The sequence below is a fragment of the Mesorhizobium sp. M7A.F.Ca.CA.004.06.1.1 genome (genome assembly GCF_003999135.1).
Taxonomy (GTDB): Bacteria; Pseudomonadota; Alphaproteobacteria; order Rhizobiales; family Rhizobiaceae; genus Mesorhizobium.
This window is the reverse complement of record NZ_RZPQ01000119.1, coordinates 1-10,759: the sequence shown is the minus strand read 5'-3', so window position 1 is coordinate 10,759 and position 10,759 is coordinate 1. Positions and strand designations below refer to the sequence as shown.

The following is a 10,759-nucleotide window of genomic DNA, read 5'->3' as shown; positions in this document are numbered from 1 at the left end:
GATCTGGATGAAGTCGTCATAAGGGCCAGCGCCGATGTCACGGCCGCGGGCGGAGACGATGCCGGCGGTGACGGTTCCACCAAGGCCGAACGGATTGCCGACGGCCACCACCCAGTCGCCGACGCGAACCTTGGAGTCATCGGCGAAGTCGACATAGGTAAACTTGCCGACGCCGTCGACCTTGAGCACGGCGAGATCGGTGCGCGGGTCGGTGCCGACCAGCTTGGCGTCGAGTTCCTTGCCGTCATGCATCACCACGGTGAAGGCCGAGCCTTCTGAAACAACGTGATTGTTGGTGACGAGATAGCCGTCATCCGAGATGAAGAAGCCCGAGCCCTGGGCAACCGGCCGCGGCTGATCGTTGTTGCGGTCGCGGTGGCTGAAGCGCCTGTTGCCGCCACCCTGGCCGTCCTGGTCACCAAAGCCACGGAATTCCTTGAAGAAGCGGCGTAGCTGTGGATTGTTGGGCAGGTTGTTCATGCCATCCTGGTCGTCGGACGGGTCGGAGCCATCATCGGCGGCCGGGCTGATCTTGGCCTTGACCTTGACACTGACAACGGCGGGAGAAACGCGCTCCACGACATCGGCGAAGCCCGGCACCTGCGGCGCCTCGACGCGTACGGCATCGGCCAGAACAGGGCTGGTTCCGCTGGTCAGCGCGCCAACCCCGATCGCACCGGCCACGGCGACAGATGCGACGGCAGCCATGAGACGCTTGCGGGTGACGGAATATGAATTGGGGGCAATATTCATGGATCTCTTATCCTCTTTCAACGGACGCTGCTTGGTCGGCATCCTCGGAAAGGAGAATTAGAGCGGCACACATTACAGCGCCATTTCCGACACATGAAACTTTGGTAATGTTTGGGAGTGACGGCGGACATCAGTCGCGGCGCAATATGGCGTCCAACGATGCCTGTTCTTCGGAGGACAGTGATTTTGTTGCCAGCACGCGGCGCGACCGCGCGGTCAGCACGATGAAAACGCCTCCCACCAGCAACAGCAGGACGGGCGTGCCCCACAGCAACGCATTGCGCAGGTCGAATCGCGGCTTCAGCAGCACGAACTCGCCATATCGCGAAACCACGTAGTCCATGACCTGCTGGTCGGTGTCGCCGGCGACGAGGCGCTGACGCACAAGGACGCGCAGGTCGCGGGCAAGGTCGGCATCGGATTCGTCGATCGACTGGTTCTGGCAGACCATGCAGCGCAAGCCTTCCGACAGCGCCCGCGCCCGCGCCTCCAGCGTCGGATCAGGCAGCACCTCGTCAGGCTTCACCGCCGAGGCCGTGCCGGCAAAGAACAGCGCCAGCAGCAGGACAATGGAGGTCAGAGAAAACCGCGCGTTCATGGCAGGGTCGCGGATGGCACCGCGCTCGCCTGCTTGCGCCGCCGCGACGGCGCGCCGACGCGCAGGCGCCGGTCCATCAGTGACATCGCCGCGCCCGCCATCATCATCAGGCCGCCGCCCCAGATCAACGTCACCAGCGGCTTCCACCACAAACGCACGACGACGGAACCGTCATTGCCCTCGTCGCCGAGCGAGATGTAGAGCTGCGAGAAACCAATCGTCCTGATGCCCGATTCCGTCGTCGTCATCTGCCGCACCGGATAAAACCGTTTGGCGGAGCTGATTTCGCCAACAGGGCTGCCGCTGACGCCGATCAGTTCGAAGCGGCCGAGATCCTCGCTGTAATTCGGTCCCTGGGCCGGATAAAGCCCGACGAAACGCAGCGTATGGCCGGACAGTTCGACGGTCTCACCGGCATGCATCGACAGGATCTTCTCGGTGCCGAAGCAAAGTGTGCCGACGATGCCGAGCGTGGTCAGGCCGAGGCCAAGGTGAGCGAAGGCGGTGCCGAAGACCGAGCGCGGCAGGCCGAGCAAGCGCCTGACCATGATCCCCGCTGCGACATTGCCGACCCCCGATTTGACGGCGAGATCGGTGAGCGCGCCAAGGATCAGCCAGACGGCAAGGCCAACGCCCAGAGCTGCGAACACCGAGGCGCCGTCGATGAACAAAGCGGTGACCAACGTCGCCAGCAGCGCCGCTGCAAATGCCACCATCAGGCGCTGCGCGACGGCGAAGACATCGCCGCGCTTCCAGGCCAGCAACGGCCCGAACGGAACCACGAGCAGCAACGGTACCATCAGCGGTCCGAAGGTGAGATTGAAGAACGGCGCGCCGACCGAGATCTTGTCGGCTGAAAAGGCTTCGACGGCGAGCGGATAGAGTGTGCCGACGAGGACGGTCGCCGTCGCCGTCGTCAGGAACAGATTGTTGAGGACCAGCGCCCCTTCTCGGGAAATCGGCTGGAACAGGCCGCCGGTCGTCAGCCGGGAAGCGCGCAGCGCAAACAGCGCCAGCGAGCCGCCGATAAACAGCGTCAGTATGCACAGGATAAACACGCCGCGCGTCGGATCGGTGGCAAAGGCGTGCACCGAGGTCAGCACGCCTGAACGCACGAGGAAGGTGCCGAGCAGCGACAGCGAAAAGGTCAGGATGGCGAGCAGCAGCGTCCAGATCTTCAGCGCCGAGCGCTTCTCCATGACGATGGCCGAATGCAGCAGCGCTGTGCCCGCCAGCCACGGCATGAAGGAGGCGTTCTCGACCGGATCCCAGAACCAGAAACCGCCCCAGCCAAGTTCATAGTAGGCCCAGTACGATCCCATGGCGATGCCGCCGGTCAGGAACATCCAGGCGACCAGCGTCCACGGCCGCACCCAGCGCGCCCAGGACGCGTCGATGCGGCCTTCGATGAGGGCGGCGACCGAGAAGGAAAAACAGATCGAGAAGCCGACATAGCCGAGATAGAGGAACGGTGGGTGGATGGCGAGGCCGAGATCCTGCAGGATCGGGTTGAGATCGCGGCCTTCGATCGGCGCCGGATTGAGCCGGATGAACGGATTGGACGTCGCCAGGATGAAGAGGAAGAAGGCGGCGCCGATGGCGCCTTGCACCGCAAGCACATTGGCGCGCAGCGTCGCCGGCAGGTTGGAGCCGAAAGCGGCGACGAGCGCGCCGAAGAAGGTCAGGATCAACACCCAAAGCAGCATCGAGCCTTCATGATTGCCCCAGGTTCCGGTGATCTTGTAGATCAACGGCTGCAAGGAATGCGAGTTTTCCCACACGCTTGCCACCGAGAAATCGGAGCTTGCATAGGCACTCGCCAACGCTGCGAAGGACAGCGCCGTCAAGGCAAAGCCGGTCACCGCGACCGGACCGCCGACGGCCATGAGGCGCTGGTTGTTCAGGCGCGCGCCAAACAGCGGCACCACCGTCTGCACCAGCGAAAGCGCAAACGCCAGGACGAGGGCGAAATGTCCGGTTTCAACCATGCCCGTGATCCATTGTCGCTCTCCTGCCGGAGCTATTCACTCTTGTTCTCCTGCCAGACGCCCTTGGCCTTGAGGCCGTCCGCAACCTCCTTGGGCATGTAGCGCTCATCATGCTTGGCCAGCACGCTATCGGCAACAAAAACCCCGTCCGGGCCGAAAGTACCCTCGGTGATGACGCCCTGCTCTTCGCGGAAAAGGTCGGGCAGGATGCCGGTGTAGGTGACCTTGACCGATTTGTGCGTGTCGGTCACCGAAAAGCCGACCGTTGCCCCCTGCCCGCGCTGGATCGTGCCTTTTTCGACCAATCCACCCAACCGGATGCGCTGGCCAGGCTGGACACTGGCGGTGGTGAGATCGGCCGGCATGTAGAAAAAGGAGGCCTTCTGGCCAAGCGCGTAAAAAGTCAGCCCCGTCGCGGCACCCAGAAAGACCAGCCCGCCCGTGATCACCGACAATCGTTTCTGCTTGCGCGTCATGTCTTGTTCTACTCCGTCGCCGCAAGGCCAAGCGAAGCGGCAAAGGCGGTGAATTTCTTCGCCTGCTCACTGTCTGCGCCAAAGACGGCGATGGCGCGACCGAGCGCCTCACGCGCCTGATCGGCCTTGCCGAGCACGACATAGGAACGAACGAGCCGCATCCATCCTTCCGGATCACGCGGATTTTGCCGCAGTTTGTCGTCGAGGCCGGCGACCATCGTATTGATCATGGCCTCCCGATCCTGCGGCGACATCGAGGATGCGGCGTCGACATCGCCGGCATCGGGACCGTTGCTGGCGCCGCTGGAGGCGACGTCGGAGCCTCCGGATTTGGCCAGCGCCTGCTCGACGGCACCGCGCCATGGCGAGTCCGGCGGCAATCTGCCCAGCATCGCCTGCCATGCCGTGGTCGCTTCCTTGGCGCGCCCCTCCTGCGCCAACGCCATGGCCAGGTAGAAACTCGCCTTCGCGTTGGCCGGATCGAGCTTCAGGGCTGCCTCGAAGGCATCCTGGGCATCGGCCGAGACAATGCCGCCTGCCGCGCTGGCGATCGCCTCGCCGAGACCGGCCTGGCGAACGGCGCTGTCGCCATCGAGCCGAATGGCGTTGCGATAGGCTCCCGCCGCGTCGGAAAAGCGCTGCATGCGCAGATAGACCGGTGCGAGCACGTCCCAGCCCCTGCCGTCAGTGGGATTGGCGGCCAGATGGGCTTCGGCCCGCGCCACCAGCTCGTCGACCGAACTGTCGGCGGGATTCTTGGCCAACCGCTCGCTGAGCGGTTGCGACGGCAGGTCGGGAGAGCCAAGCTTGACATAGAGCCCCCAACTGACCAGCGGCACCGCCAGCACGGCTACGGTTGCCACCAGCCTTGCCGTGATCGACGCTCGGCCAGGGTTTGCGCCGCTGGCGGTACCCGCATTGTCAAGGCGAATGATGCGGCGAGCGATCTCGGCGCGGGCCTCGGCTGCTTCGGCCGGCTGGATCAAGCCACGCGCGGCGTCGCGGTCAAGCTCGGACAATTGGTCCCGATAGACTTCGAGATCATGTTCGCCGCTCGACGACGCGCCCTTGGCGCTGGCGGCCAGCGGCAGCAGCACCGCCAGGCTTGCACCCAGCGTGAGAATGGCGGCTATGACCCAGAACAGCATGGTTCTTCCAATACCGGCAGAGCTCTGCCGTGCCAACAGATGCATGCTGCGACGCTTTGACGACGCCAGCCGCCAATCGTCGGCAGACGGTCGTCAGGTCAGCGGCGTCCAGCTGCCATCGGCGTTGCGGCAAGCGGTTCCACGCGCCGTGACCCCGGCGCCGGCGGAAAACACCGTCTGCGTGTACTGGCGGCAGTCCTGCGAACCGACGCGGTACGGCTGGGCCGGAACCACCTCGCCGTAGCGCGAAGCCTGAGCGCCTTTCCACGTCACCTTCTGGCCGCTGGTCGTATATTCCAGCGCCTTGTATTCAGCCTCGAGCGCGCTGCGCTTCTCGGTCTCGCTGAGGCCGTTGCCGATCGTCCCGCTGATGAGGCCGCCGCCCATCGCCGAAATGATCGTCGTGGTCACCTTGCCGCTGGAAGGAGGTGTCGAGGCCGGTGTCACTGCTATGGCTGGACCCTTGCCGCTCAAGGTGGTGCAGCCGGAAACGGCCAGCAATGCGGAAACGAGAGCGACGCGAATCTTCATGCCAACAACCGATTTTCTTGAGTGGGAGCCTGCCATGGATGCGCCGGGGGCCGCGTCATCGGAGAAGTTGGCGTGGCCATAGTATTGATATTTGTCGGAAATTTGGCCGCTGCCACTGCGGGACCAATCGACATGCCGCCAATAACATCTCCCGTCCTTCTATGTCGATTGGACCTGGTGAACATCACTGAAGGCTCCGCAATCGCACCACCGCCTTCAATCCGCCCATACCGGACCGTTCGAGCGCCAGAACGCCTCCATACTCGTTGACAAGGTCTGCGACAATGGCCAGCCCCAGACCTGTTCCGGGCTTCGTCTCGTCCAGACGCCGTCCCCGCTTCAGAGCCTCGCGCGCCTTGTCCTCGGGAATGCCCGGACCGTCATCCTCTATGCTGATCTCGAACAGGCCGGCCGGGTCGTCCTTGCCGGTCAAGGGCACGACCGAAACCTGCACCGCGCTCTTTGCCCATTTCATCGCGTTTTCAAGGAGATTGCCCAGCAATTCCTCAAGATCCTCGCGCTCGCCGGCGAAGACGATTTCGGCCGCCGGCAGCGACAGCGACAGATTTGTCTGCGGATTGAGCTTCTGCAGAACCCGCACCATGCGCTGCACCAGCGGCGTCACCGGCGTGCGATAGACGACGCTGTCGCGTTGTGCCGCGACGCGGGCGCGCTGGAGATAGTGTTCGACCTGCTTCTGCATGGAAGCGGCCTGTTCCGCGATCAGCTGCCCCTTGGCACCGCCGAGCGCGCGGCCCTCGTTGAGCAGTACCGCCAGCGGCGTCTTCAGCGAATGGGCGAGATTGCCGACCTGTGTTCGCGACCGCTCGACGATGCGCCTGTTGTTTTCGATCAAGGCATTGGTTTCGTTGGCAAGTGGTTCGATCTCGGCCGGGAAGCGGCCGTCGAGCCTCTGGGCGGTGCCTTCGCGCACCATAGCGAGCGCGTTCCTGACCCGGCGCAGCGGCTGCAGGCCGAGCAGGATGGCGATCGCGTTGATGGCGATCATGCCGACGCCGAACAGGCTGAGATAGGTCAGCAGGCGGCGCTGGAAGGTAGCGATTTCCTGTTCGAGTTCGCTCTGGTTGCCCATGACGCGGAAACGCGCGGCCCGGTTCTTGGCGTCGAGAACGAATTCGCTCTCGAAAACTTCGAGTTGCTCGCCGTCGATGCCTTCAGCTGCGTAGCTGCGCTGAAAGCTGGCATTGAACGGCACCTCGGCAACGCTCGGTGATGGGATCGTCGTGGTCATCGACGACGAGTGGAGATCGCCATGCACGCCCTCCGAAGCGGGCTCGACCGACCAGTACCAGCCCGAATTCGGCTCCGAGAACCGAAGGTCGCCGAGGTCTGGCGCGCCAGTCAGCGCCCCGCTATCGGAGATGCCGATCGAACCGATCAGGTTGAACAGATGCGCCGAAAGCAGGCTGTCGAAGCCGCGCTCGCTGGCCTGGCGGTATAGGGTGGTGATCAAGGTGAAGATGACAACGAGCGTCACGATCGCCCAGACCGTGGAAAAGGCGATAACGCGGAACGTCAGCGAACGCGGCCACAAACGCAGCGAAAGCGGCGTCCTTGCGGTTGGTTTGAGCGGTTCCGAGTTACGCCTCCGGCTCACGCATGCGGTAGCCCATGCCGCGCACGGTTTCGATCATGTCGATGCCCATCTTCTTGCGCAGCCGCCCGACAAACACCTCGATGGTGTTGGAATCGCGGTCGAAATCCTGATCGTAGAGATGCTCGACCAGTTCGGTCCGCGAGACGACTTCGCCCATATGGTGCATCAGATAGGCGAGCAGGCGGAATTCGTGCGACGTCAGTTTCAGCGGCACGCCGTCGACATCGGCCTTGGAGGCCTTGGTGTCGAGACGCAGCGGCCCGCAGGTCAGTTCGGACGAGGCATGGCCGGCAGCCCGCCGGATCAGGGCCCGCAGCCTGGCCAGCACCTCCTCGATGTGGAACGGCTTGGTGACGTAGTCATCGGCGCCGGCATCGATGCCGGAGACCTTGTCGCTCCAGCGGTCGCGCGCCGTCAGGATCAGCACCGGCATCTTGCGGCCGCCGCGCCGCCAGCGCTCGACCACACTTATGCCGTCCATCTGCGGCAGGCCGATATCGAGCACGACCGCGTCATAGGGCTCTGTGTCGCCAAGGAAATGGCCTTCCTCGCCGTCGAAGGCGCGGTCGACGACATAGCCGGCATCGACCAGCGCATCCGATATCTGCCGATTGAGATCCTTGTCATCTTCGACGACGAGTACACGCATGCGGAGTTCGATACCTGTTGAAGAGCTTTGTCAGATTGAAGGGCTTGGTCAGATTGAAGAGCTTTGTCAGATTGAAGACTGGGGCAGATATAGGCCGATTCCGGCGGCCTGGGAAACGTAGCCTAAGGTTGATTGGGTCAGTTCAGCGGAACGACGATCTCGGAACGGCGCGGACGTTGTCCGTCCTTGCCTGGAACGAGCACCACGATGACACAGACAGGCTGACCGCCGCGCGTCGATTGCGAGGCCTTGGCCAGCGTTCCGCCATTCTGCTCGGCCACCTGCTGGCCGATGGCGTAGCAATCGGACGCCGCCAGTACGATCGGACTGGCCAGGTCGGGCGGCGCGATGACCGGCATCGCCATCGCCCGCGACGCGAACAGCCCGGCAGCACAAAGCGCCAGTGTCGCGATTCGGAAGTGGGAGCGAAGCGTTTTCATGACCGGCGTTGTAACGTATCGGTGCTGAACGTGAAATGAACGGTGAATGCCGCTGAAAACATCCTCGCCACACCCCTGCAACGCGAGACAATCAACCTGGAATTTCACCGCCTCGAACAGGTGAAATCCCGCGAAAGTCCAGTCTAGACTCGGTTTTGACCATATTGAAAGCGCATCAGGCATTTTCCTGCGTTATCGCGCGAAAACGCAGCAGCCCGTGATGGACGAGCAGATCCTCGTCATGGCGGGCTTCGGCGAATTCCAGCGACAGTCGTGTCTGGCCGCGAGGGCCAATCACCAATGCTGCGTCGGCAAGGCGCGCCTGGATGGCGGCCATGATGGCAAGCGTTTCGGCGTCGCCATGGGCTTTCGACCAGACATGCAGCGTAATCAACTGATCGTCGGTGTTCTCGGTGCCCGTATCCCAGTCGAAAGCGGAGGTCTGGCCGCAGGTCACGTACGGAAAAGCGGCATTGTCGGTTGGCCGTTCGAGCAGTCCGGCGCCGCCCAGCAAGGCCGACAGCGATGCATCGCTTTTCAGCCTGAGAAACAGTGCCTGCTGTAAATCGCCTGGCGCGGTCATCGTCTTTTCCTCCAGTTCCTGCGCTGCCGATTATTGCTTTTCGGAAGCTGTCCGCGTTCTGCGTGTTCTGACAAATATAGCCATTCGACGCGCGGAGGCGATGGCGATTCGTCATCGGAATGATGGATGCCGATGATCTCGAAAGGGCGACTTTGCCAACACCATCGTCCGCGGGCACCGCGCCGTGAACATGGACTCTCGATTCCTGGTTACATATTCTCGCTCGATACAGGGTCGCATGACGATCCACGAAGCAATTTCGGAAGCTGATGATGTTGGATCCAGAAAAGACCAGGGCTGCCTCGCGGTTGTTGGTAGGCCACTGGGACCAGGGCACCCGTCTCGGCGCCATACCTGAGGCGTTGCGCCCACAAACACGGCTCGAAGGTTACGCCATCCAGTCGCATGTCATAGATCGCTCGGCGGCCTCGCTTTTCGGCTGGAAGATTGCCGCGACCAGTCTGGCCGGACAAAGGCACATCAACGTCGACAGGCCGATGGCCGGACGTCTCCTGGCCGAAAAAGCGGTGGAGGTCGGCGGGACCGTTTCGCTGGCGACGAGCAAGATGCGCGTGGCCGAGATCGAGTTCGCTTTCCGCTTCGGCCGCGAGTTGCCGCCTCGTCCTGCGCCCTATGAAATCGCCGAAGTGATGAAAGCCGTGGCGACCTTGCACCCGGCGATCGAAATTCCGGACTCACGCTATGACGATTTCTGCGCCGTCGGGGCGCCGCAGCTCATTGCGGACAATGCCTGCGCCAATCTGTTTGTCATCGGCGAGGCGGCGGAAGACGACTGGCGCGGCGTGGACCTTGCAAAGCACCCCGTGGTCGCTTTCGTTTCCGGAAAGTCGCAGCACAACGGATCGGGAGCGGCCGTGTTGGGCGATCCTCGCATCGCGCTCACCTGGCTCGTCAACGAGCTGTCGGGCCTGGGCATAGCGCTCCAACCGGGACAGGTGGTGATTACAGGCACCTGCGTGACGCCGATAAGCGTCGAGGCAGGCGACGAAGTCACCGGCGATCTCGGCCGGTTTGGCCGCGTCTCGGTGCGGTTTGTCTAGGCTCCGCGCTGCCTGGCCACGAAACTGCGCACCGCCAGCACCAGCACGGTGATGATGATCAGGATCACCGAGAGCGCGGCGATCGCCGGGTCGATGTTGTCGCGCAGGCCCATCCACATCAGCCTCGGCAGGGTGATGGCGTTGACCGAGGTGATGAACAGGGTGACGCCGATTTCTTCCCACGACAGCACGAAGGAGAGCAGTGCCGCTGTGATGATGCCGAACTTGATGTTGGGCATGATGATGCGGGTGGCGCGCTCCCACACAGTGGCCCCTAAGCCCCGCGCGGCAAGGTCGATGCGCCGGTCGAGCTGGCTGAGCGAGACCAGCATCAGCACGGTGGCGAAGGGCACCGTCATCACCGAATGCGCCATGGCGACGCCGAGCCATGTGTCATAGCCGAAGAACGTGCTGAAGCCCGAGATCGAGGTCAGCAGGAAGTAGAGCGTGATCGCCGAGACCACCGGCGGCACCACCATCGGCAGTAGCACGAAGCCGACCAGGGCCGCGGTGAAGCGGGGCTGGAACATCCAGACGCCGAGGCTGAAGCACAGCGCGAGCACGGTTGAAAAGGCGCTGCTGACGACACCGATGCGGATCGAGAGCAGGATCGATTGGAGCCAGCGCGGGTCCTCGACCAGCGCCCGGTAGTGGCGCAGCGACAGTTCGCCCGACGGCATCGCCAGCATGCGGCTCGGCGTCAGCGACACCGGGATGACGGCGAGCAGCGGCATCAGCAGGAACAGCGCCACGAGGGCGGCGATGATCAGCGAGACGGGACCGGGGCGGTAGGTCGGCATCAGATCAACTGCTTCGGTCTGACGTATCGGAACAAAAGCGCCATCAGCGCGCCGACGAACAGCACCAACACGACGCTGATCGCCGCCCCCAGGCCCCAGTCCGGGCTCTGGAAG

12 protein-coding genes and 1 pseudogene are annotated in these 10,759 nt (G+C 63.3%); 1 reads left to right on the top strand and 12 read right to left on the bottom strand.

Annotation, left to right across the window (positions count from 1 at the left end; all coding sequences use genetic code 11):
* The 10 genes from EN906_RS10260 to EN906_RS10215 form a co-directional block, all read right to left on the bottom strand.
* On the bottom strand, window positions 1–753 hold a 753-nt coding region (locus tag EN906_RS10260; protein WP_206529078.1), incomplete at its 3' end, for a trypsin-like peptidase domain-containing protein.
* Window positions 754–883: 130 nt separating this feature from the next.
* Window positions 884–1,351: a cytochrome c-type biogenesis protein gene (locus EN906_RS10255; RefSeq protein WP_127270956.1), complete on the bottom strand. Its 468-nt coding sequence runs from the start codon at window positions 1,349–1,351 to the stop codon at window positions 884–886.
* The gene (locus EN906_RS10250) at window positions 1,348–3,339 is read right to left on the bottom strand and encodes a heme lyase CcmF/NrfE family subunit (RefSeq protein ID WP_127270960.1); all 1,992 of its coding nucleotides are present in this window, start codon (window positions 3,337–3,339) and stop codon (window positions 1,348–1,350) included. The genes EN906_RS10255 and EN906_RS10250 overlap by 4 nt, the downstream gene beginning before the upstream one ends.
* A gap of 32 nt (window positions 3,340–3,371) precedes the next feature.
* Window positions 3,372–3,815, bottom strand: coding sequence for a cytochrome c maturation protein CcmE (ccmE, locus tag EN906_RS10245; protein ID WP_127269163.1), 444 nt, complete (start codon window positions 3,813–3,815; stop codon window positions 3,372–3,374).
* An 8-nt stretch (window positions 3,816–3,823) separates the two neighbouring features.
* Window positions 3,824–4,963, bottom strand: coding sequence for a c-type cytochrome biogenesis protein CcmI (gene ccmI / locus EN906_RS10240; RefSeq protein ID WP_127269162.1), 1,140 nt, complete (start codon window positions 4,961–4,963; stop codon window positions 3,824–3,826).
* 93 nt (window positions 4,964–5,056) lie between these two features.
* Window positions 5,057–5,494 (bottom strand): hypothetical protein, encoded by a 438-nt coding sequence (locus tag EN906_RS10235; RefSeq protein ID WP_127269161.1) that lies wholly within the window; start codon window positions 5,492–5,494, stop codon window positions 5,057–5,059.
* 184 nt (window positions 5,495–5,678) lie between these two features.
* Window positions 5,679–7,112 (bottom strand): ATP-binding protein, encoded by a 1,434-nt coding sequence (locus EN906_RS10230; RefSeq protein WP_127269160.1) that lies wholly within the window; start codon window positions 7,110–7,112, stop codon window positions 5,679–5,681.
* Complete coding sequence (locus tag EN906_RS10225; protein ID WP_023812809.1) at window positions 7,096–7,761, bottom strand: response regulator transcription factor; 666 nt, start codon at window positions 7,759–7,761, stop codon at window positions 7,096–7,098. Before EN906_RS10225 ends, EN906_RS10230 begins: the two co-directional genes overlap by 17 nt.
* Window positions 7,762–7,898: 137 nt before the next feature.
* A complete protein-coding gene (locus EN906_RS10220) occupies window positions 7,899–8,201 on the bottom strand; it encodes a hypothetical protein (protein WP_127269164.1) in 303 nt (100 codons plus the stop codon).
* 175 nt (window positions 8,202–8,376) lie between these two features.
* On the bottom strand, window positions 8,377–8,784 hold the full coding sequence (locus EN906_RS10215) for a DUF3168 domain-containing protein (protein ID WP_127269159.1): 408 nt from the start codon (window positions 8,782–8,784) through the stop codon (window positions 8,377–8,379).
* Window positions 8,785–9,056: 272 nt separating this feature from the next.
* Between EN906_RS10215 and EN906_RS10210 the strand changes: the two genes are divergently transcribed.
* Window positions 9,057–9,845, top strand: a complete 789-nt coding sequence (locus EN906_RS10210; protein ID WP_127272267.1) for a fumarylacetoacetate hydrolase family protein — start codon at window positions 9,057–9,059, stop codon at window positions 9,843–9,845.
* On the opposite strand, the gene EN906_RS10205 is transcribed toward EN906_RS10210, so the two are convergent.
* Window positions 9,842–10,645, bottom strand: coding sequence for an ABC transporter permease (locus tag EN906_RS10205; protein WP_127267595.1), 804 nt, complete (start codon window positions 10,643–10,645; stop codon window positions 9,842–9,844). The genes EN906_RS10210 and EN906_RS10205 overlap by 4 nt on opposite strands.
* A pseudogene (locus EN906_RS38195) lies at window positions 10,645–10,759 on the bottom strand (ABC transporter permease); the annotation flags it as partial. The pseudogene EN906_RS38195 and the gene EN906_RS10205, both read right to left, overlap by 1 nt.

What these genes read in the sequence shown, in the direction of transcription:
- EN906_RS10225 (WP_023812809.1), bottom strand. Translation starts at nt 7,761, where the DNA reads ATGCGTGTACTCGTCGTCGAAGATGACAAGGATCTCAATCGGCAGATA.
- EN906_RS10215 (WP_127269159.1), bottom strand. Translation starts at nt 8,784, where the DNA reads ATGACCGCGCCAGGCGATTTACAGCAGGCACTGTTTCTCAGGCTGAAA.
- EN906_RS10220 (WP_127269164.1), bottom strand. Translation starts at nt 8,201, where the DNA reads ATGAAAACGCTTCGCTCCCACTTCCGAATCGCGACACTGGCGCTTTGT.
- EN906_RS10210 (WP_127272267.1), top strand. Translation starts at nt 9,057, where the DNA reads ATGTTGGATCCAGAAAAGACCAGGGCTGCCTCGCGGTTGTTGGTAGGC.
- EN906_RS10255 (WP_127270956.1), bottom strand. Translation starts at nt 1,351, where the DNA reads ATGAACGCGCGGTTTTCTCTGACCTCCATTGTCCTGCTGCTGGCGCTG.
- EN906_RS10205 (WP_127267595.1), bottom strand. Translation starts at nt 10,645, where the DNA reads ATGCCGACCTACCGCCCCGGTCCCGTCTCGCTGATCATCGCCGCCCTC.
- EN906_RS10235 (WP_127269161.1), bottom strand. Translation starts at nt 5,494, where the DNA reads ATGAAGATTCGCGTCGCTCTCGTTTCCGCATTGCTGGCCGTTTCCGGC.
- ccmE (WP_127269163.1), bottom strand. Translation starts at nt 3,815, where the DNA reads ATGACGCGCAAGCAGAAACGATTGTCGGTGATCACGGGCGGGCTGGTC.
- EN906_RS10250 (WP_127270960.1), bottom strand. Translation starts at nt 3,339, where the DNA reads ATGGTTGAAACCGGACATTTCGCCCTCGTCCTGGCGTTTGCGCTTTCG.
- ccmI (WP_127269162.1), bottom strand. Translation starts at nt 4,963, where the DNA reads ATGCTGTTCTGGGTCATAGCCGCCATTCTCACGCTGGGTGCAAGCCTG.